A 20,937-nucleotide genomic window follows, 5' to 3' on the forward strand; every position below is an offset into this window, starting at 1 on the left:
CACCTGGCCCGCATGGAACTCCGCACCGCCCTCGACGTCTGGCTCCAACGCATCCCCACCTTCACCCTCGCCGACCCCGACGCCGTCACCTGGGCGACGGGCCAGGTACGCGGCCCCCGCACCCTCCCTCTCCGCATCACCTGACCCTCCCCCACCCGCCCGCCATCGGGGAAAGGCACGACGCTCCCCCTGCCTCCGCCACCGCCAGGGACGGCACGTCACTCACTCCACCTCGGCCGTGACCAGGAACAGCAGGGCCGAGGCCAGGAAGGGTCGCGAGGCGAGGTCGTCGAACCACTCCTCGGCGCCGGGTTCCAGGTACCCGGCGCCGACGGCCCTGACCAGGTTGCGACGCAGGCCGAGGACCTGGTCGGCGGTGGCGATGTCGCGGAAGACCGGCGCGACCGTCACCACCGACCGCACCGCGAGGCCCGCCTCCGCGCACAGCCGGGCCAGGCTGCGGCCGAGCGTGCCGTGACGGATCATCTCGGTGGCGATGAACCGGGTCAGCGTCCGGCCCACGTCCGGGCGCGGCGAGTCGATCAGCAGGCCCTCCCAGTCGGGTTCGGCCATGACGATCCGCGCCCCCGGACGGGCCACCCGGCGGAACTCCGCCAGTACCCGCGCCGGATCGTCCACGTGCTGCAACACCCGGTCGGTACGGGCCCGGTCGATGCTCCCGTCCGCGACCGGCAGCGCGTGCACGTCGCCGGGACGCACCTCGACCAGCGGCCGTCCGGCCAGGCGGGCTCGGGCCTGGGCGACCATCACCGGGTCGCGGTCGAGGCCGATCACCCGTCCGTCGGGGGCGACGGCGTCGGCCATGGCCGCGAGGTCCGTCCCCGGGCCGCAGCCCAGGTCGAGCACGGTCTGGCCGGGCCGCAGGTCCAGCAGGTCCAGGACCTGCCGCTTGTAGCCCTTGCCGGCGTCTGTCGAGGCGACGTGGTCGAGGTAGGCGATCGGGTCCGGACGGGAGGCGGGGTCGATGTCGATCATGCGCCCAGCCAACCAGACAAGTTCGCAGATCCCAGGCACACCAGGTGAAGATCCCGTGCAACCGAACGGTCCGGGCCGCACGGGGGACCGCGATGATTCCGTGCGGACCGGGCAGCCCCGGCCCCGGCAGGACTCGCTCGTCCCGTGCGACCAGGCGGCCCCGGCCGCAGGCGGGTCCGCTCCGTGCGGCCGGGCTCCGGCCTTCGGGGGGGGCGGGAGTGGGTGGGATCAGGTGCGGCGGAGGCGCCAGAGGGAGGTGATCTCGCTCGCGCGGGCCGCGTGCAGGGGGTCGGACTCGTCGGAGGCGCGCGGGTGGCGGGGGCGGGTCTGGAGACGGCCCACGACCCGGAGGCCCGCTGTCGCGAAGGCGGACAGGAGTTCGGCGCGGGTCCGCAGGGCCAGCCGTTCGGCCAGGTCCGACAGGATCAGCCACGCCTCGCCCTCGGGTTCCAGGTGCTCGTCCAGGCCGTCGAGGAAGCCGCGCAGCATGCGGCTTCCAGGGTCGTAGACCGCGTGGTCGAGGGGCGAGGCGGGCTCGGCCGGCAGCCACGGGGGGTTGCAGACGACGAGCGGCGCGCGTCCGGGCGGGAAGAGGTCGGCGTGCCGGACGTCGACGCGACCGTCCAGGTCCAGCCGTCGCAGGTTGTCGCGGGCGCACGCCACGGCGCGCGGGTCGCGGTCGGTGGCCACGAGCCGCTCGACGCCCCTGCGGGCGAGGACCGCGGCGAGCACGCCGGTCCCGGTGCCGACGTCGAACGCCCCGGCGCGCGAGACCAGCGGCGCCCTGGCCACCAGGTCGACGTACTCGCCGCGCACCGGTGAGAAGACGCCGTAGTGGGGGTGGATGCGGTCGTTCAGGGCGGGCACCTCGACGCCTTTCCTGCGCCATTCGTACGCACCGATGATGCCCAGCAGCTCGCGCAGCGAGGTCACCGACGCCTCCGTCCCGGGGCCGTAGACCTCCGCGCAGGCGCGCCGCACGTCGGGGGCGCGCCGCAGCGGGACGGTGTGGTCCGGGTCCAGCGGCACCAGCAGCCGGCCCAGCGTGACGGCCCGCCGCGAGCGGGCCTGGCGCTGCCGGTAGAAGGCGTGTGCGAGTGAGGAGTCGGTCGCCGGTGAGGTGTTGGTGGTCGCGTGGTGGTCGGCTCGGCGGGTCATGGCGCGTAGCAGGCGGCGGGCGGCGTGGAAGTCGCCGCGCCACAGCAGTGCCGTGCCCTCGCAGGCCAGGCGGTACGCGGTGGCGGCGGCCAGGCGGTCGTCGGCGAGCACCACGCGCGCGGGCGGCGGCGAGCCGTTCTCGGAACGCCAGCGGGCCGACCGGGCCTCGCCGTCTTCGGTCCAGCGGATCTCGAGCACTCAGGGCTCCTCATGATCGAACCAGTGATGGCCATGAAGAGCACTTCGACGCGGTGGATCAGCCTGTGGCGGCCTCCCGCGAGGAAGTGCGCGCCGGGGCGTCGCCGAGAACCATGCCGGGCGGTGGGAACGACATGATCAACCTCCTCGTGGGATCTGGAACCCCCTCATCCTAGGGCGTGGCCCTCACGGGCGGACGTCGAGCGGTGTCAGATCGCTCTTGACCGCGTTTCAAGGACAGATCCGGTCAGGCCGGAATACGGTGGGCCGTTGACGATCGGCCAACGCCCGCAAGCCTACGGAGCATCTCCATGCGTACCGCAGCGGCAGTCCTCTCTTTCGTGCTCGCCCTCGCCCTCCTGCCCGTCCAGCCGGTGACCGCCGTCACCACCGCGACCACCGCGACCGCCACTGCCACGGCCGCCGCCGCGCCGCTGCCGGGCGGCAAGTCCACCTTCGTCGTCTCCCAGGGCCATCTCCAGGCCGCCTCCCGGCAGAACTGGGTGCGCCTGGGCACCTACCGCTTCGCCGCGAACGGCACGGTGAGCGCCGCCCTGTACCTGTGGTGGCAGCGCTTCCCCAAGGCCAGGCAGCGCACCGGCACCGTGCCCGACCCGAGCTGCACCACCAAGGCCGGCGGCGTCGCGACGCGCCCGCGAGGCTGCGAGGTGCTCACCGCGGGCGGTTACACCGGCGGGCCCGGCGAGACCCGTACGGGGACGTACACGCTGGCGGGCAACGTGCTCACCATCCGGTGGAAGATCGCCCAGACCTGGACCGAGCAGTGGTACGTCCGCACCTCGCCCGACGGCAAGCTGGCCCGCCTCGACCTCAAGGGCAGCAGCCTGGCCACGCACGGCTACGGTTACGGCAGCAACGCCGCGATCGGCACCCGGCGCGCGATGAGCTCGGTGCGGGCCTTCCCCGGCTCGCTGCGGCAGGACCTGACGAGCTGGGCGAGCGGCACGCTGGTCAACTCCGGCAACCAGCCGTTCGGCCACTCCTCCTTCCGCTCCTGCAAGGCGACCACCTCGTGCCTGACCTACCTGCAGCCGTCCTCGCGGGGGGCGTGCCAGAAGTCGGGCGGCTGCCCCAAGTACGGCGGCGGGACGCGGGCCAACGTCAGCTCCATCCAGTACTACCTGACGACGATCTCCAAGTCCGACCGCCGCGACACGCTGTGGCACTGGTGCACGTGCCTGGCGATGGAGCGGGGCGAGTTCTGCTACACGGGCAACTCCCACGTCAAGCCGCTGATGCAGATCATCGACGACACGGGGGCCTTCCGCGGCTGGGTCGGGGTGGAGGCGTCCTTCTCGACCGGCTCGCGGGCGACGGACATGCTGGCGGTGCTGCGCATCTCCGACTTCCGCTGACCCGCCGCGGGCTTGCGCCGGCGCGCGGGCCGGGTCAGGAGCCGGAGCGCAGCTGCTCGGCGGCCTCCTGGTAGGCGCGGGCGGCCCGGTCGAAGTAGTCGAGGAGCACGTCGAGGTGCTCGGCCGGGTACTCCGCGAGGATGTCGCCGATCTTCTGCCGGACGGGGGCCATGACCTGGTCGAGCTGGGCGGGCTTGCCGACCGGCTCGACGATCACCTTGCGGCGGTCGTCGGGGGCGGGGACGCGGCGGACGTACCCGGCCTGCTCCAGCCGGTCGATCAGCCGGGTGGTCGGGCCGGTGGTCAGGCCGGTGCGGGTGCCGAGCTCGCCAGGGGTCATCGGGCCGGCCAGTTCGAGGATGTTCAGGGCGTACAGGTCGGTGGCGCCCAGGCCGCAGGCTTTGGCGCCGGCGTGGCCGTGCAGCATGACCGCGCTCAGGTAGCGGCGGTAGCGCCGCCCGGCGTCGGACGGGTCGGGGATGTTCGGCACACGATCCTCACTTCCTGTTCTCCCTCTTGTGGAAGATAAATCCTGCAAGAAGTAACTTCTTCTGCGAAGTTACCATGCGGCAGGGGCGCAGGCGTCCCAGCGCGAGCAGGACGAGGGTCGTGAGCCCGACGGCGGTGAGCAGGACGGCCAGATTCAGCGGCGTGCGCAGGAAGCCGAGCGCCACGATGAGCGTGGTCGCGCCGCCGGGCGGGTGGGAGCTGTCGGTGGCCAGCATGCCCAGCGTCGTGCAGGACAGCGCGATGACGACGGCGAGCACCCGGCGGCCGTCGATGTGCCCCAGGTCCGGCGCGGTACGCGTCAGCCCGGTGACGGTGAGCGCCAGGTAGCCCCCGGCGGCGCTGATGGCGTGCCCGGCGACGGTACGGCGGGGGGCGGCGGCGGGCGCCCCCGGCGCGGTGAGCACCAGGTAGATCGTCGGCCCCAGGGAGGGGAAGACGAACGGCTGGTGGGCCAGCCAGGCGACCAGGGCGGGCACGCTGATGCACACCGCGGCCTTCCCGGCGACCGCGCACGCGCCCGCCACCCGCGCCCTGACCGCCCCCCGCTCCCGGACTCCGCCTCCCTCCGCACCGTCCGCGGCGGCCTCGGCGCTCATCGGGGCAGGGCGCCACCGCGGGAGCGGTAGACGATGTACGGCCGGGCCAGGTACGCGACGGGAGCGGCGAAGGCGTGGACCAGCCGGCTGAACGGCCACAGCGCGAACAGGGCCAGGCCGAGCAGCGTGTGCGCCTGGAAGACGAACGGCGCCGAGGCCATGGCGTCCACGTCCGGCTCCAGTTCGAGCAGGCTGCGGAACCACACCGACACGCCGAGCCGGTAGTCGTAGTGGCCGGACGGCCCGAGCAGGGTGGCGATCAGCCCCGCGAGCAGCACGGCGGCCAGCACCGGGTACAGGACGCGGTCGGAACGGCCGGTGGCCCGCCGCACGGCCCGCACGCGCAGCCGCCGCCACACCAGCACGCCGAGCCCGGTCACGGTGGCCAGCCCGGCCAGCCCGCCGACCACCAGGGCGTTGAGCTGGTACATGGGCTCGGTCACGTGCACGGCCTCGGTGAACCGCTCGGGGACGAGCAGGCCGACGAGGTGACCGACGATCACGAACAGCAGCCCGAAGTGGAACAGCGGCCCGCCCACCCGCAGCAGGCGGCTCTCGTGGAGCTGGCTGGAACGGGTGGTCAGCCCGAACCGGTCGTAGCGGTAGCGCCAGGCCGCCCCGGCCGCGAACAGCACCAGGACGACGTAGGGCAGCACGCCCCACAGGGCGATGTTGAGATGCCTCATCAGCGGACTCCTCCAGGAACCTCGGGCAGGACGGTACGGCCGACCCGCTCGGCGGGCGGGCCGAGCGCCGTCCGCTCGTCCACGGTCCGGCGGTCGGCGGACGTGGCGCGGGGCAACGTCAGCAGCACGGCCTCCACGACGGCGGCGTAGCGGCTGCGGCGGGCGGTCAGGCCGGTGTGCAGCAGGTCGAGGCCGGGCCGGTGGTCGCGCAGCAGCCGGCCGCCGGGGCCGGGCACGCGGGCGGCGAACTCCAGCATCACCGGCAGGTAGTCGGGCAGCTCGCCGGTGCCGGGCTGCCAGCCGTGGTCGCGGTAGAGCGTCTTGAGCTCCAGGAGGGACTCGCCGCGCCTGCGGGTGTCGCCGTCGCCGTAGTAGGTCATGTGGAGCGTGCGGCGGCCGCTGCGGTCGAAGGTGGCCACGTACGCGGCGCCGGCGTCGAGCGCGGGCAGGGCCGCCGCCTCGGCGCAGAAGCCGCGCAGGCGCTGCGCGGCGGCGCCCCCCGTGCCATCCGCGCCGCCGAGCGCGGCGCGTACCAGGTCGAGGCGGGCGGTCCAGTCCTCCCCCGGGTAGCTCAGCAGGAGGGAGGCGGCCTGGTGGATCAGGCGGGACGCGTGCCGGTTCACTCGCCCGCCTCGCCCCTGGACGGGAAGAGGCCGTCTGGCGTGCCCTTGCCGTCCCAGTTGAGGAGGTTGACCCGGCCGCGCAGCCGTTCGTCCTTGGTGACCGGGGCGCTGTGGAAGCTCTCGGCGAGCATGCCGGGGCCGCCGGGGGCGTCCAGGCTGCATCCGGCGTCCCCGGCGTGGTCGGAGGTGACGTAGGCGGTGGGGATGACGTACCGCTCGTCGTACTTGGCGAGGGCGAGCAGGCGGTACATGCGTTCCAGGTCGGCGGCCGAGAGGCCGGTCCCGGCGGCGATGCCGGGGTCCGGCTCGTCGCCGAGGTTGCGGGCCCGCATGTGGGAGCGCATGGCGGCCAGGCGGCACAGCGCGGCCTCCACCGGGGCCGGGTCGCCCGCGGTGAACAGCTCGGCCAGGTAGCCGACCGGGATGCGCAGCGAGCCGATGGCGCCGAACAGGTTGCCCGCGTCCTCGCCGTCGTGCCCGGTCTCGGCCAGCGCGTCGACGATGGGCGACAGCGGCGGGACGTACCAGACCATGGGCATGGTGCGGTACTCCGGGTGCAGGGGCAGCGCGATCCTGAACTCGGTGATGAGCTGGTGGACGGGCGAGCACCGGGCGGCCTCCAGCCAGTCGTGCGGGATGCCCGCCGCCTCGGCGGCGGCGACCACCTCGGGGTCGGCGGGGTCGAGGAAGCAGTCGAGCTGCGCCCGGTACAGGTCACGCTCCTCCGGTACGGAGGCGGCCTCCCCGACGCGGTCGGCGTCGTAGAGCATGACCCCGAGGTAGCGCAGGCGGCCGACGCACGTCTCGGAGCAGACCGTCGGCTCCCCCGCCTCGATGCGCGGGTAGCAGAAGGTGCACTTCTCCGCCTTGCCGGTCTGGTGGTTGAAGTACACCTTCTTGTACGGGCAGCCGGACACGCACATGCGCCACCCCCGGCACCGGTCCTGGTCGACCAGGACGATCCCGTCCTCCATGCGCTTGTACATCGCCCCCGACGGGCAGGCGGCCACGCAGGAGGGGTTGAGGCAGTGCTCGCAGATGCGCGGCAGGTGGAACATGAACGCCCGCTCGTAGTCCAGGCGCACGGTGTCGCTCACCTTGCGCAGGACGACGTCGGCGGCGAGCTGCTCCGGGCCGCCGCCCAGGTCGTCGTCCCAGTTCGGGCCCCAGGTGACGGCGGTGGGCCGCCCGTCGATCAGCGAGCGGGGCGGCGCGGTCGGCACGTCGTCGCCGAGCGGCGCGCTGATGAGGTTGTCGTAGTCGTAGGTCCACGGCTCGTAGTAGTCGTCGAGGCCGGGGAAGTCGGGGTTGGCGAAGAGCGTGGTCAGGCGGCGCAGCCGGCCGCCGGCGCGGGGCACCAGGCGGCCGTGGCGCAGCCGCCAGCCGCCGCGCCACCGCTCCTGGTCCTGCCAGCCCCGGGGGTAGCCCTGGCCGGGGCGGGTCTCGACGTTGTTGAACCAGACGTACTCGGTGCCCGGCCGGTTGGTCCACGTCTGCTTGCAGGTCACCGAGCAGGTGTGGCAGCCGATGCACTTGTCCAGGTTCATCACCATGGCGATCTGGGCCATCGGTCGCATCAGTAACGCACCTCCTGATCCCTGCGGCGGACGACGGTCACCGCGTCGCGCTGGTTGCCGGTCGGGCCGTAGTAGTTGGGGGCGAAGGAGAGCTGGCCGTACCCGCCGATCAGGTGGGTCGGCTTGACCAGGAGCTTGGTGAGCGCGTTGTGCACGCCGCCGCGCCGGCCGGTGGCCTGCGACTTGGGCACGTTCACCAGGCGTTCCTGGACGTGGTACATGAACACCGTGCCAGGCGGCATGCGGTGGGAGACCACGGCGCGGGCCACCACGACGCCGTTGACGTTGACGGCCTCGATCCAGTCGTTGTCGGCCACCCCGATGGCGGCGGCGTCCTCGACGCTGATCCAGATGACGGGCCCGCCCCTGGCCAGCGTCTGCATGAGCAGGTTCTCCTGGTATTCGGAGTGGATCGACCATTTGGAGTGCGGCGTGAGGTAGCGGACGTTCACCGCCTTGCCGCCGTCGGGCGCGGCGGGCAGGCTCTCGCCCAGCGCGTCGAGGTCCAACGGCGGCCGGTAGACCGGAAGCTGCTCGCCCAGCTCGGCCATCCAGTCGTGGTCGAGGTAGAAGTGCTGGCGGCCGGTGAGCGTGTGCCAGGGCTTGCGGTGCTCGGTGTTGATGGTGAACGGCGCGTAGCGGCGGTCGTGCCCCTCCGCGCCCGACCACTCGAAGCTGGCCCCGGCCGGCACCGGCCGGTCCTGGGTGTCGGAGAACACCGTGCGGTGCCCGGCGACCGACGCGCCCAGCTCCGACAGCCCCGAGCCGGGGCCGCAGCGCTCGGCGAGCCGGTCGAAGCCCTCGGCGGCGATCCTGCCGTTGGTGGTGCCCGACAGCGCCAGCACCGCCTCGCACAGCTTGACGTCGCTGTCCAGCAGCGGACGGCCCTCGGCGGGGCCGCCGGCGGCCGTGCCGCAGCGCGCGGCGAGCCAGGCCGACTCGGGGACGGGCCGCACGGTGACGCCCTTGACGGTCATGCCCTGCCGCTCGGCCAGCGGGCCGAAGGCGGCCAGCTTGTCGGCGATCGCGGTGTAGTCCCGCTCGACCAGCGTCACGGCGGGCATGGTGCGGCCGGGCTCGGGCGCCGCGCCGCTCTCGCGCCAGTCGGGGACGCCGCCGCCGGGCTGGGCGATCTCGCCGGGCGTGTCGTGCTGGAGGGCGGTGCTCACCAGGTCGTGGGCGACGTCGAGGCGGCCGGCGGCCAGCTCGCTCAGCTTGCGGGCCAGGGAGTGGAAGATGTCGAAGTCGGTGCGGGCCTGCCAGGGCGGGTTGATCGCCGGGGTGAAGGCGTGCACGAACGGGTGCAGGTCGGTGCTGGACAGGTCGTGCTTCTCGTACCAGGTGGCGGCGGGCAGCACCAGGTCGGCGAAGAGCGTCGTGGAGGTCATCCGGAAGTCGAGGGCGAGCAGCAGGTCGAGCTTGCCGCGCGGCGCCTCCCGCCAGGTGACCTCCCGCGGACGGTCGGGCGGCGGCGCCTCCTCAGCGGTGGCGTTGTCGCACGCGCCCAGCAGGTGGCGCAGGAAGTACTCGTTGCCCTTGGCCGAGGATCCGATCAGGTTGGCCCGCCAGACGGTGAGCACCCGCGGCCAGTTCTCCGGCGCGTCGGGGTCCTCGCAGGCGAACGCCAGCCGTCCGGACCCCACCTCGCCGGCGATCCAGCGGGCCGGGTCCTCGCCGCTGTCGCGGATGAGGTGGCCCAGGTGGAGCGGGTTGGCCGCGAAGGTGGGGTAGCTGGGCATCCAGCCCAGCCGGGCCGACTGCGCCACCAGGTCGGCGGTGTGCCGCCCGGCGAACCGGCGGGGCCCGGCCGGGCTGGACAGCGTTCCCGCCGAGAAACGTTCGTAGCGCCACTGGCCGGTGTGGATGTACCAGTACGGCGTGCCGGCCATCTGGCGGGAGGGGCGCACCCAGTCGGCCGCGGTGGACAACTGCTGCCAGCCCGCCAGCGGCCGGACCTTCTCCTGGCCCACGTAGTGGGCCCAGCCGCCGCCGTTGACGCCCTGGCAGCCGGTGAGCAGCAGCAGCGTCAGGAAGGAGCGGTAGATGGTGTCGGAGTGGAACCAGTGGTTGGTCCCCGCGCCCATCACGATCATGGCCCGGCCGTTGGTGCGCTCGGCGGTGGCGGCGAACTCCCTGGCGATCCTGATCGCCTGCGCGGCCGGGGTGGAGGTGATGCGCTCCTGCCAGGCCGGGGTGCCGGGGGCGTCGGGGTCGTCGTAGCCGGTGGGCCAGACGCCCGGCAGGCCGGGGCGGGCGACGCCGTACTGGGCCATGAGCAGGTCGAAGACGGTGGTGACGAGCCGGTCGCCGACGCGCCGGACCGGCACGCCCCTGCGGACGACGCCGGGCTCGTCGAAGCGCGGCAGGACCACCTCGGCGCTGTCGCAGCCGGGCGCGTGCAGGGTGAGCAGCGGGTCGAGGTCGCCCAGGTCGAGGTTCCAGCGTCCCTGCTCGGCGCTCCAGCGGTCGCCCAGCGTGCCGTTGGGCGCGACCGGGCGGCCGGAGGCGGAGTCGAGGATCATCGGCCGCCAGCGGGCCATCTCCTCCTGGCCGCCCAGGTCGGCCGAGGTCAGGAACTTGCCGGGACGCAGCCCGCCGTCGTCGTGCTCCTCCAGGTCCACCAGGAAGGGCAGGTCGGTGAAGCGCCTGACGTACCCGGTGAAGTGCGGGGCCTGCCGTTCGGCGAAGAACTCGCGCAGGATGACGTGCCCCATCGCGACGGCGAGCGCGCCGTCGGTGCCGGGATGCGGGTGCAGCCACTCGTCGGCGAACTTGGTGGCGTCGGAGTAGTCGGGCGAGACCACGATCACCTTCTGGCCCCGGTAGCGGGCCTCGGTGACCCAGTGGGCGTCGGGGGTGCGGGTGACCGGGACGTTGGACCCCCACAGCATGAGGTAGGCCGCGTCCCACCAGTCGCCCGACTCCGGCACGTCGGTCTGGTCGCCGAACACCTGCGGCGAGGCGACGGGCAGGTCGGCGTACCAGTCGTAGAAGGACAACATCGGCGCGCCGATCAGCGACATGAACCGGGCGCCCACCGCGTGCGAGGCCATCGACATGGCCGGGATCGGCGAGAACCCGGCGACCCGGTCGGGCCCGTACGTCATGATCGTGTGGACGTGGGCCGCCGCCGCGATCTCCAGCGCCTCGTCCCACTCGATCCGGACCAGGCCGCCCTGGCCGCGCGCCGACTGGTAGCGGTGTCGTTTGCGGGGATCGGTGGTGATCTCGGCCCAGGCCGCGACCGGGTCGCCCAGGCGCGCCCTGGCCTCCCGGTACAACTCGACCAGGACGCCGCGGGCGTGCGGGTAGCGCACCCGGGTGGGCGAGTAGGTGTACCAGGAGAAGGCGGCGCCGCGGGGGCAGCCGCGCGGTTCGTACTCGGGGCGGTCGGGGCCGACGCTGGGATAGTCGGCCTGCTGGGTCTCCCAGGTGATCAGGCCGTCCTTGACGTAGACCTTCCAGGAGCACGAGCCGGTGCAGTTCACCCCGTGGGTGGAGCGCACCACCTTGTCGTGCGCCCATCGACGCCGGTACGGGGAGTCGTTGACCTTGTCCTCGCCGCGGTACACCGCCCGCCGGTCGGGCGTGGTGTCGGCGCGCAGGAGCTGGGTGCCCGCCGCCAGCAACCGTGCGGCCGCCGTGTCGGCGGCGCGTTCGGCTCGTGTCAGATGCATGCGTATTCCGCCAGGCACGACACATGACCCCCTTACGTGGAGATGACGCTGTGGGTATCGCGCCGGCCCAGCCGGAATGCGGCCCTTTCCCGAGCCCCCGGACACCGGCGAATCGACTGAAAGTGATGCGCGCAGTCAGACGACTGTTTCTAGCATGCGACAGTGTCCATATGGAATGTGTTAGTTCCCTGAGAACTTTTCGCCGCCACCGAAAACACCATTAGGTCTATCGACCGAAATTTCTTTAAAAAGGGGATATGTCGGCGGATCGGGTGATCAGGAGTCGGCCGCCTCGGTCAGCCGCCGCAACACGTGGACGAGCGTCCTGCGGTCGTCCGGGGGCAGTTTCTCCAGCGCCTGGCCGATGCGCTGCCGCCGCGCGGCGCGCAGCCGCTCCAGCACCTCCCGGCCGGCCGGGGTGGTGCTGATGCGGATCTCCCGGCGGCTGTGGGCGGCCGGAGCCCTGCTCAGCAGGCCGGCGGTGTCCAGGCGGTCGACGACCCGGCCGGCCGCCGACAACGACATGTCCAGGCGGCCGGCGAGGGAGCGGAGGTTCATCGGGCCGTGCCGGTCGACCGCCAGCAGCACCCGCAGGCGGGGCACCGACAGGTCCCCCAGCGCCGCCATGGCGTCGAGCGTCGCCTCCACCAGCACCAGGGACGCCTCCTCGATGTGCCATGCCGAGTCGTCCATGACCGCACCTTCAAGCGGTGTCGCGGAGCGGCCATGGAATACCGAAGCCGCTGGTCCGACATTTTTCCACATAACGGGCCACCTATTCATCACTCCGCCGACGATCGGAAAGGAAAGTCCTAGCAGCGGCCGGCTCGTGACGCACCCCCAACCGGTACGAGCAGGGACGACACCGCCGCCCGGCTGAGCGATGGTGTTCACTACCCATTACAGGGGTTCTCACCCGAGGTTTTCACATGGTGATGAATGACGGGAGGCCCCCGAGCCCAGGCCGACATGACTCGGCCCCCGCGGCAGCCGTTCTGCGTCGCGGGGGCCACCCGTGGGAGGTCAGGGGATGCGGGCCACGGCTCCGTAGTTGCCGGAGGAGCTGGGGGCGTCCGCGCAGGCCGGTTCATCCCCGGCCGGACGCCACTCGGGCACCCATACCAGGCCGGGCGCCACCAGGTCGAGACCGTCCAGCAGGTCCGCGACCTCCTCCCGGGTGCGCACGGTCAGGCCGGGCAACGTCATGGTGAGCATGCCCCGCACGGCCGGGGCCAGCTCCGCGGGCACGCCGTCGAAGGTGATGTGCAGCAGTCCGAGGAAGCTGCCCTCGGGGGCGGCGTGACGCAAGCGCTTGATCACGGTACGGGCGCATTCGTCGTCAAGGCTGTGGGCCGACAGCAGCAGCACCGCCATCGGCCTGTCCCAGTCGAGGAACGTCCGCACCACCGGGTCCCCGAGCATCTCGTCCATCTCCCGCACGTCACCGTCGACCACGCGCACCAGGTCGCAGAAGGGCTCGATGGTGGCCTGGGCCAGCGTCAGGGCCATCGGGTCGCTCTCGACGTACACGACGCGGACGTCCGGGCCGGCGGAGGTCAGGCGGGCCACCTCGTGCAGGCGGCTGCCGCCCGACGGGCCGTTCGGCACCCCGCTTCCCACGATCATGAACTGGTCCACGCCTTCGACAGCGGCCAAGTGACGGATCACCCGCGACAGGTATTCAAGAACAGCACGGGCCGCGGTGGTGGCGACGGGAGTTACTTGATCGAAATGACGGACCAGGTCTCGATCGGCGAGGAAGTTGTTCTTCCCGCCGGCGGCGGCGTCCAGTATCCGCGTGATCCTGGCGTGCGCCGTGCCCAGCCTGGCCAAGTTGCGGACAGCACGCTGGCGCATGAGCGTTGCCCCTTTCCCCTCGCCGCCACCTTCTTGCGGTAGGCGATCTTTGGACTTCACTCGTGACTCAGACCATATGTTCCAACAATTCCAGTTAATGACAATGGGGCAGACCGGTTATTTCGGGAAATGTTTGTTACCAGAACTTCCGGCGAGATCATTTGGACCGGCGTCCGCGCGTAGGATCGGCGGATCGACGTGGAGGTGGCCGTGCCGGACGATCATGCCGCACCGCTGGCCGGGATGCGGATCGTGGAGCTGTCCAGCTTCGTCGCCGCGCCGCTCGGCGGGATGACGCCGGCCCAGCTCGGGGCGGAGGTCGTCCGCGTCGATCCGGTCGGCGGCGGGCCCGACGCGCGGCGCTGGCCGATCGCCCCCTCCGGCCGCAGCCTCTACTGGGCGGGGCTGAACAAGGGCAAGCGCTCGGTCACCGTGGACCTGCGTTCGGAGCGGGGGCGCGAGCTGGTCGCCGACCTGGCCGTCGCCGCGGGCACGGTGCTCACCGACGCGCCGCCGCGGGCCGGGCTGTCGTACGAGGAGCTGGCCGCGCGCCGCCCCGACCTGGTGTACGCGCGGCTGCTCGGCCACCGCGACGGCCGTCCCGCCGTGGACTACACGGTCAACACCGGGCTCGGCCTGCCGTACGTGACCGGTTCCGCCGGCCACGACGGCCCGGTCAACCACGTGCTCCCGGCCTGGGACGTCGCGTGCGGCCTCTACCTGGCCGTGGGCCTGCTCGCGGCCGACCGCCACCGGGCCGTGCCAGGAAGCTCACCGACCGTTTCAGCTTGCCCGAAATAGGCATTACGGGCCCGAAAGATGAGAAGTCGCGGGAGCGCTCCCAACCCCCAGGAAAGCTCTCTGAGCTGCACTTATCCGAATGCGGTCCAAGTTTCACTTAAAAAGCGCCGGACGGAAGACCTTTCGTCCGATCCCGACGCCGGCCCTTGACATCGCAGGCAGGCCCTCTGCGGTCACTCGTGCCGTGAATCGTTCCATCCTCCGGCTCATGGGCGTTGAGCTGGACTTTCAGGCGGGCACTACCGTTAGTCAGCCCGTCCGCAAGTTCCGGTGGGTCCGTTATCTGCTATTGCGCTGGGCGTCGCGGGGACAGGTGACATACTGCGTTGGGAGCGCTCCCGTGACCCTTCGATGACGCCCAACGAGGACCGGTAGTGAACCATCCCGACCCCCTGCTCGACGCCCCGCGCCCCTGGGCCGCCCACATCTGGTGGATCGCCCTGGCCGTCGGCGCGGCCGGCTTCGCCTTCGTCTGGCTGGCCACCCCGCACGCCCGCGAGATCGACGCGGCCTGGCAGCTCGCCGCCAAGCTGCTCGCCTTCGCCTGCCTGTGCTGCGCGATCGCGTTCTTCCCCTGGGTGTCGCCGCGCCTGCACTGGCTGCTGTACGTGCCGTTCGTGTTCCTGACCGGCTATCTCATCCCGAGGATCAGCTGGTTCTACTACGGCGACGGCGCGCGGGCCCAGGGCGACAACTTCTACACGCACCTGTACCTGCTGCTCTACCCGGGGATCGTGCTGACGGTCGCCGCCGCGTACCGGATCGGGGGCGGCTCGCCGGGCCGGTGCCTGAAGATCATGGCGAGCGGGGTGCTGATCGTGTTCTCGGGCTTCCTCGACGTGATGTGGCAGGTGGTCAACCCGGTCGCGATCCCCGACCGGATCGACGCCCCGCACATCAACCTGTTCACCGGCGGGCCGATCCCGTTCTGGGGGGCGATCGTGTTCACGCTGGCGCACGTCCCGGTCATCGCCGGGATCAACCTGCTTCCGCTGGACCGCTGGATCGGGCGCCTGACCGGGGCCGGCGCCGACACGGACGCCACCGGGAGGAGGTGACCCCTTGCCGAACAGGCCGGCCGTCGACGTATCCGTGGCGGCACCCGCGTACAACGAGGCCGAGAACATCGCCGCCGCGGTGACGGAATGGCGGGACTACCTGGAGCACCACCCGGGAGTGGGCACGTGGGAGATCGTCGTGTGCGACGACGGCAGCTCCGACGCGACCGGGCAGATCCTGCGGGAGCTGCGGGAGGACTGCCCGCAGCTCGTCGTCGTCACCTTCGAGCGCAACCGGGGCGCGGGGGCCGCCATCGCCGCGGCCGTCGCGCGCACCCGGCTGGACTGGGTGGTGCTGCTCGACTCCGACGGCCAGTTCCCGATCGCCAACCTCGACGCGTTCCTGGAACGCATCCACGCCGGCGGCGGGCCCGCCTTCTCGGGCGCGCGGGTCAGGAAGGCCGACAGCCTGCCGTACCGGTGGGGGTCGGCGGCCAGCGGCGCGGTCAGCAACCTGCTGCACCGCACCCGCTACCGCGACTTCAACTCGATCTTCAAGGTGGTGCGCGGCCCGCTGTTCAGGGCGCTGCCGCTGGAGTCGGCGGGGATGAACTGCTCGACCGAGATCACCGCCCGCGTGGCCGAGCTGGGGCACGTGTGGGAGGAGCTGCCGATCGAGCACCGCGAGCGGGGCGGCGGCAGCCGGGGCTGGCGGTTCTGGCGGGGGGCGCGCGACCGGGCGCTGTTCGTCGGCTACCTCGGGCTGCGCCGGTGGCTGCTGCGCCGGGGCGTGCTGCGGGCGCCGCTCGCGCCGTTCCCGCTGGGCCGCTCCTCGCTGGAGGAGGTGCGATGAGCCGGGTGTCGGTGGCCCTGTTCGGCGGCGGGCGCGGCGGGGCCAGCATCGCCCGCGCGCTGCTGCGGACCCCGGGGACGAGCCTGTCCCTGCTGGTCAACGGCTACGACAACGGGCTGTCCACGGGCGCGCTGCGCCGCTGGCTGCCGGGCATGCTGGGCCCGTCGGACTTCCGCAAGAACCTCCTGCTGCACCTCGACCCCGGCGACCCGCGCCACACGCTGCTGGAACGCCGGCTCCCGTCCGGCACCACCCCGGCCGCCCTGGACGAGCTGACCGACGCCGTCGCCGCGACGGGCCTGGCGGGAGCGGCGCGGGAACTACGGGTGGTCGCCGAACGCCTGGCCGCCCGCCCCGGCGGGCTCGACCTGGCCGACTGCGCGCTGGGCAACCTCGTGTTCGCCGGGGCGTACCTGCGGCTGGGCGAGGACTTCAACGCGGCGGTACGGGCGTGCGCGCGCACGTTCGGCTCGCCGGTGCGGCTGCTGAACGTGACCGGCGGCGAGAACGCCTACCTCGTCGCGCTCAAGCAGGACGGCCGGGTGCTGGCCGACGAGGCCGACATCGTCGCGCCGCAGGACGCCGGGACCATCACCGGGCTGTTCCTGCTGCGCGAGCCGCTGACCGCCGCCGACCGGGCCGCGCTGGCGGGCCGTCCGGCCGGGCGGGTGCGCGAGCTGCTGGCGCGCCGGTCCGCCGACGTCACGCCGAACCCCGAGGCGCTGCGGGCCCTGGCCGAGGCCGACCTCGTCGTGTACGGCCCCGGCACCCCCCACTCCTCGCTGCTGCCCAGCTACCTGACCCCGGGCCTGGCCGAGGCGGTGTCCGAAAGCCGGGCCGCGGCCAGGGTGTTCGTGGTGAACGTCGGCGGCGACCACGACGTCCAGGGGCTGACGGCCACCGACCTGGTGGACCGCACGCTGGCCTACCTGGGCGACCCGGGCAACGAGCGGGCCACGATCACGCACGTGCTCAGCGGCCGGGGCGCGGCCGGGCCCGCCGTCCCGGCCTGCGTGCTGGACCGGGGCTCGTGGGCGGGGGCCCGCTGGATCAGCGCCGACCTGGAGGACCCGGCCAGGCCAGGCGCCCACCGCGGCCCGCGTACGGCCGAGGCGCTGCTCGCGGTGCTCGGCGAGACGCCGCTGGCGCGGGCCGGGTGAGCCGGATGCCGCCCTGGACGGTCTGGCTGTGCGACCTCGACGGCACGCTGGTGGACTCGTCCCCTGCGCACGAGGCCGCCTTCCGCCACGCCCTGGCCGAGCACGCGCCCGCCGCGCTGGAGACCTTCCGCTACGCCGACCACGCGGGCGCGAGCACCGCCGCGGTGGCCGCCCGGCTGACCGGCGACCCGGAGGCGGCCGATCGGCTGGCGCGGCACAAGCAGCGGCTCTACCGTGCCTACGTCGAGGCGGGCCTGGTGCGGCCGTTCCCCGGCGCGCGCCGCCTGCTGGCCGCGCTGGACGCGGCGGGCCGGGCGGCCTACCTGGTCACGAGCGGCAGCCGGGCCTCGGTGGAACGGGTGCTGGCCGCGTGCCCGCTGCCGGTGCGCGACGTGCTGACCGCCGACGACGTGCCGGTGAGCAAGCCCGACCCGGGGTTCTACGGCGCTGCCTGCCGCCGCTGGGGCGTGCGTCCCGCCGCGGCCGTCGCGCTGGAGGACTCCGCGCACGGCGTGGCCTCGGCCGTCGGCGCGGGCCTGACGACGCTGCACGTGCACACCGCCGAGCCCGCGCCCGGCGCGGTCGCGGCACCGGACCTGGACCACATCGTGTCCCTGCTGGAGAGGTGATCGGCGAGGTGAGTGAACGGCGGGTGTGCGCGGTGATCCCGGCCGCCGGGCGTGGGACGCGGCTCGGCCACGACCTACCGAAGATCATGATCGGCCTGGCCGACGGCGTCACCGTGTGGGACGTGCTGCACCGGCGGCTGCGCCCACCGGCCCGGCACGTGCACGTCGTCGTGTCCCCGGCGGGCGCGGGCCCGTTCGGCGAGCTGGTGGCCGGGACGCCCGGGGTGTCGGTGAGCGTGCAGGAACGGCCGACCGGGATGGGCGAGGCGATCTTCGGCGCGGCCGGGCACTGGGCCGGGTACGAGACCATCCTCGTGGTCTGGGGCGACCAGGCGAACCTGTCGGCGCGGACCGTGCGCAGGGTCGTCGCCGCCCATCCGGGCGAGGGGCTGACCCTGCCGCTGGTGCCGATGGAGGACCCGTACGTGGAGTACGAGCTGGCCGGCGGCGAGCTCGTACGGGTGCGGCAGTCGCGCGAGGGCGAGGAGTGCCGTCCGGGCGGGCTCAGCGACATCGGCGTGTTCTGCCTGGCCACCGCGGGCCTGCGGGAGGCGTGGGAGCGGTACGCGGCGGGCACGGCGGGTGGGGCGCGCGGCGCGGCCACCGGCGAGGTGAACTTCCTGCCGTTCCTGACGCATCTGTCGCGGGCCGAGGGCTGGCCGGTGACGGTCGTGCCGGTGGACGACCCGGCCGAGGCGCGCGGCGTCAACACGGCCGACGACCTGGAGTTCGCCCGGCGGGCGTACGCGCGGTGCCCGGGCTGAGGGGCCGCGCGGCGAGCCTCGTCCAGGGCCATCGGTGGGCGGCGGGGCCGACGCTGGTGAGCACGGCGGCCAGCGGCCTCGCGGCGGCCACCACGCTGGTCGTCGCGCGCGGGGCGGGGGCGAGCGCGTTCGGTCACTTCACGGTGGTGCTGTCGATCGCGTTGATCGTCACCGTGGTCATGCTGACGAGCCTGCACTACGTCATGCTCCAGGAGCTGCCGAGGGCCGCGCCGGGCGAGCGTCCCGCGCTGGTCACGACGGCGCTGGCGGCGACGCTGGCGATGAGCGCCGGGCTGGCCGCGCTGGGCCTGGCGGCGGCGCCGCTGCTGACGTCCGCGCTGAACGTGGACGTCCCGACGCTGGCCTACGGGCTGGCGCTGGCGGTGTCGATGACGGTCAACCAGCTCGCGGACGGGTTCCTGCGGGGGCTGGGCAGGTTCGCGCGGGTGGCCCGGCTCCGGCTGGCGGTCGCGGTCGCCTACCTGGGCGCGGCCTGCTTCTGCCTGCTGGTGCTGGGGATCAGGGACGCCGAGCCGTACCTGGTCGCGCTGATCGTGACGAACGTGGCGTTCGCGGTGGCGGCGACGGCGGGGGCGGGGGTGCGCCCGCGGGCGTTCTCTGGACGGCTGGCCCGCTCGCTCTACCGGCACGGCGCGTACGTGACGGCCATCGCCGCGCTGACCGGCGTGCTGTTCGGCGTGGACGTGATCTTCCTCAACCATTGGGCGCCCCCGGCCGACGTCGGCGTGTACTCGGTCTACAACGGCTTCCCCAAGCGGCTGCTCGGCGTGGTGTTCACCGACGGGGTGCTGCTGGTGCTGCTGCCCAGGATGGCGACCGCCGACAAACCGCTGCTGATGCGGCGGATCGCCCGGCTGGTCCCGGCCGTGGCGGGGGTGACGGCGGTCTTCTCCTTCGCCGCGAGCACGGTGTTCTTCCTGCTGATGGGCGGCGAGTACCCGTACTCGACGGGGCTGATGGCGCTGTCGGCGCTGGGCATCGGGACGCACACGGCGTTCAACCTGTACTCGGTGGCGCTATCCATGGACGGGGTGCGCGGCGCCCGCGTGCTGGTCGGCTGCCTGCTCGCGGGCGCGCCGGTCGCACTGGCCGTGCCCGCCTGGTGCATCCGGTGGCACGGGCTGGCCGGGGGCCTGACCGGGTTCGCGCTGGCCAACCTTCTCCTGCTGGCCGTCGTGGCCGTGGCGGCCGCGCGTGTCTACCTCAAGGACCCCTCATGAGAATCGCCTGCGTCGTCAACCAGTTCCCGCCCAACGTCACGGCGGGGCTCGGCCGGTACGTCGAGCTGATCAGCCCATACCTCGCCCGCGACCACGAGGTGACCGTCCACACCCTCAACGTCGGCGGCCTGCCCGTGGACGAGCGGGTGGACGGCGTCACCGTGCACCGGCCGCGCGTCCGGCTGCCCGGCGCCCGCGGGCGGCGGCTCAACCGCACCCGCCGCGCCGAGTTCCTGCTGCTGGCGGCGCAGGTCGTGGCCAGCAACTGGCGGTACGTACGGCGGCTGCGCCGCGGCACGCGGCCGGACCTGGTCGCCGTGCACGACTCGACGAACTTCCTGGCCGGCCTGCTCTGCCACTACCTGCTGCGGCTGCCGGTGGTCTTCCACGTGCACACCACCGAGTACGGCGTGGCGGCCCAGCGCACCATCCGCGACCCGCTGAACGTGTTCGCGGCGCTGGAACGCCGGCTGGCCCGGATCTCGCGGCGGGTGGTGGTGGCCACGCCGGAGGTGCGCGCGCAGCTTCTCGCCGCGGGGTGGCGGCACACGCCGATCGACGTGGTGCCGCTCGGCGGGACGTACGAGCGGGTCGTCGCCGATCCGGCCTTCGACCGGGCCGCGCTGCGCGAGGGCGCGGCGGCGCTGCGGGAACGGCTGGGGTTGTCCGAGCGCGACCGGGTGCTGCTCTTCGTGGGCAGGATCGAACGTCAGAAGGGCGTCTACCAGCTCCTGGAGGCGATGCGCGTGGCCTCCGCCGCCGTGCCGGGGCTGCGGCTGCTGATCGTCGGGGAGGGCGACGAGGCCGGCGTCCGGCGCATCGTGGCCGCGACCGGGTTGCGGGGACGGGTGCTGACCTCGGGCCGCTTCGTCACGGGCCGCGAGCTGCTGGAGTACTACGAGCTGGCCGACGCGTGCGTGTTCCCCTCGCTGTTCGAGCCGTTCGGGCTGGTGGCGACCGAGGCGATGGCGCTGGGACGGGCGACGGTGCTCGGCGACGGCTTCTCGCGGATCTTCCTCGGGGACGAGCCCGGACGGCCCGCGGCGCGGTTCGTCCGGGCCGGGGACCCGGCCGACATCGCGCGCGGGGTGATCGAGGTCATGTCGAACGAGGCGCTGCGGCGGTCGCTGGGCGAGCGCGGCGAGCGGTTCGTCCGGGAGGGTCTGAGCTGGGAACGGGCGGCGGCGGCGACGGCCGAGGTCTACCGGGCGGCTCTCAAGCCGCCCGCCTCCTGAGG

Annotated in this window: 19 protein-coding genes; 9 read left to right on the plus strand and 10 right to left on the minus strand. The window is 73.2% G+C overall.

What is annotated here, in order from left to right; all coding sequences use genetic code 11:
• Positions 1 to 222: 222 nt before the first annotated feature.
• Entirely contained in the window at positions 223 to 996 is a 774-nt protein-coding gene (locus tag ACIHAD_RS30310; protein ID WP_397358052.1) for a methyltransferase domain-containing protein, read from the minus strand.
• A 228-nt stretch (positions 997 to 1,224) separates the two neighbouring features.
• The gene (locus tag ACIHAD_RS30315; protein WP_397358053.1) at positions 1,225 to 2,352 is read right to left on the minus strand and encodes a methyltransferase; all 1,128 of its coding nucleotides are present in this window, start codon (positions 2,350 to 2,352) and stop codon (positions 1,225 to 1,227) included.
• Between the two features lie 311 nt (positions 2,353 to 2,663).
• Here ACIHAD_RS30315 and ACIHAD_RS30320 point away from each other — a divergent pair, with 311 nt between their 5' ends.
• Complete coding sequence (locus ACIHAD_RS30320) at positions 2,664 to 3,728, plus strand: hypothetical protein (protein ID WP_397358054.1); 1,065 nt, start codon at positions 2,664 to 2,666, stop codon at positions 3,726 to 3,728.
• Between the two features lie 34 nt (positions 3,729 to 3,762).
• Here the strand turns inward: ACIHAD_RS30320 and ACIHAD_RS30325 are convergent, their stop codons facing one another.
• From ACIHAD_RS30325 to ACIHAD_RS30360, 8 genes are all read right to left on the minus strand, one after another.
• The gene (locus tag ACIHAD_RS30325) at positions 3,763 to 4,218 is read right to left on the minus strand and encodes a MarR family winged helix-turn-helix transcriptional regulator (protein ID WP_397358056.1); all 456 of its coding nucleotides are present in this window, start codon (positions 4,216 to 4,218) and stop codon (positions 3,763 to 3,765) included.
• Between the two features lie 7 nt (positions 4,219 to 4,225).
• A complete protein-coding gene (locus ACIHAD_RS30330; RefSeq protein WP_397358057.1) occupies positions 4,226 to 4,834 on the minus strand; it encodes an HPP family protein in 609 nt (202 codons plus the stop codon).
• A complete protein-coding gene (narI, locus tag ACIHAD_RS30335) occupies positions 4,831 to 5,520 on the minus strand; it encodes a respiratory nitrate reductase subunit gamma (protein WP_397358058.1) in 690 nt (229 codons plus the stop codon). The genes ACIHAD_RS30330 and narI overlap by 4 nt, the downstream gene beginning before the upstream one ends.
• The gene (narJ, locus tag ACIHAD_RS30340; protein WP_397358059.1) at positions 5,520 to 6,143 is read right to left on the minus strand and encodes a nitrate reductase molybdenum cofactor assembly chaperone; all 624 of its coding nucleotides are present in this window, start codon (positions 6,141 to 6,143) and stop codon (positions 5,520 to 5,522) included. The genes narI and narJ overlap by 1 nt, the downstream gene beginning before the upstream one ends.
• The gene (narH, locus tag ACIHAD_RS30345; protein WP_397358060.1) at positions 6,140 to 7,720 is read right to left on the minus strand and encodes a nitrate reductase subunit beta; all 1,581 of its coding nucleotides are present in this window, start codon (positions 7,718 to 7,720) and stop codon (positions 6,140 to 6,142) included. The genes narJ and narH overlap by 4 nt, the downstream gene beginning before the upstream one ends.
• Entirely contained in the window at positions 7,720 to 11,397 is a 3,678-nt protein-coding gene (locus ACIHAD_RS30350) for a nitrate reductase subunit alpha (RefSeq protein WP_397358061.1), read from the minus strand. The genes narH and ACIHAD_RS30350 overlap by 1 nt, the downstream gene beginning before the upstream one ends.
• Before the next feature lie 276 nt (positions 11,398 to 11,673).
• The gene (locus ACIHAD_RS30355; RefSeq protein ID WP_397358062.1) at positions 11,674 to 12,090 is read right to left on the minus strand and encodes a MarR family winged helix-turn-helix transcriptional regulator; all 417 of its coding nucleotides are present in this window, start codon (positions 12,088 to 12,090) and stop codon (positions 11,674 to 11,676) included.
• A 330-nt stretch (positions 12,091 to 12,420) separates the two neighbouring features.
• On the minus strand, positions 12,421 to 13,254 hold the full coding sequence (locus ACIHAD_RS30360; RefSeq protein ID WP_397358063.1) for an SAM-dependent methyltransferase: 834 nt from the start codon (positions 13,252 to 13,254) through the stop codon (positions 12,421 to 12,423).
• Between the two features lie 210 nt (positions 13,255 to 13,464).
• Between ACIHAD_RS30360 and ACIHAD_RS30365 the strand changes: the two genes are divergently transcribed.
• The 8 genes from ACIHAD_RS30365 (at position 13,465) to ACIHAD_RS30400 (ending at position 20,935) form a co-directional block, all read left to right on the plus strand.
• Positions 13,465 to 14,055, plus strand: coding sequence for a CoA transferase (locus ACIHAD_RS30365; RefSeq protein ID WP_397358064.1), 591 nt, complete (start codon positions 13,465 to 13,467; stop codon positions 14,053 to 14,055).
• A gap of 374 nt (positions 14,056 to 14,429) precedes the next feature.
• The gene (locus tag ACIHAD_RS30370) at positions 14,430 to 15,113 is read left to right on the plus strand and encodes a hypothetical protein (protein ID WP_397358065.1); all 684 of its coding nucleotides are present in this window, start codon (positions 14,430 to 14,432) and stop codon (positions 15,111 to 15,113) included.
• Between the two features lie 4 nt (positions 15,114 to 15,117).
• The gene (locus ACIHAD_RS30375; RefSeq protein ID WP_397358066.1) at positions 15,118 to 15,906 is read left to right on the plus strand and encodes a glycosyltransferase family 2 protein; all 789 of its coding nucleotides are present in this window, start codon (positions 15,118 to 15,120) and stop codon (positions 15,904 to 15,906) included.
• On the plus strand, positions 15,903 to 17,066 hold the full coding sequence (locus tag ACIHAD_RS30380) for a 2-phospho-L-lactate transferase CofD family protein (protein WP_397358067.1): 1,164 nt from the start codon (positions 15,903 to 15,905) through the stop codon (positions 17,064 to 17,066). The genes ACIHAD_RS30375 and ACIHAD_RS30380 overlap by 4 nt, the downstream gene beginning before the upstream one ends.
• A gap of 5 nt (positions 17,067 to 17,071) precedes the next feature.
• Positions 17,072 to 17,695 carry an HAD family hydrolase gene (locus ACIHAD_RS30385; RefSeq protein ID WP_397358068.1) on the plus strand — a complete coding sequence of 208 codons (624 nt, stop codon included), beginning with the start codon at positions 17,072 to 17,074 and terminating at the stop codon, positions 17,693 to 17,695.
• Between the two features lie 8 nt (positions 17,696 to 17,703).
• Entirely contained in the window at positions 17,704 to 18,459 is a 756-nt protein-coding gene (locus ACIHAD_RS30390) for an NTP transferase domain-containing protein (protein WP_397358069.1), read from the plus strand.
• Complete coding sequence (locus ACIHAD_RS30395; protein WP_397358070.1) at positions 18,447 to 19,700, plus strand: lipopolysaccharide biosynthesis protein; 1,254 nt, start codon at positions 18,447 to 18,449, stop codon at positions 19,698 to 19,700. Before ACIHAD_RS30390 ends, ACIHAD_RS30395 begins: the two co-directional genes overlap by 13 nt.
• On the plus strand, positions 19,697 to 20,935 hold the full coding sequence (locus tag ACIHAD_RS30400) for a glycosyltransferase family 4 protein (RefSeq protein ID WP_397358071.1): 1,239 nt from the start codon (positions 19,697 to 19,699) through the stop codon (positions 20,933 to 20,935). Before ACIHAD_RS30395 ends, ACIHAD_RS30400 begins: the two co-directional genes overlap by 4 nt.
• The last annotated feature ends 2 nt before the right edge of the window (positions 20,936 to 20,937 follow it).

Source organism: Nonomuraea sp. NPDC052265, from assembly GCF_044547985.1.
GTDB lineage: Bacteria > Actinomycetota > Actinomycetes > Streptosporangiales > Streptosporangiaceae > Nonomuraea.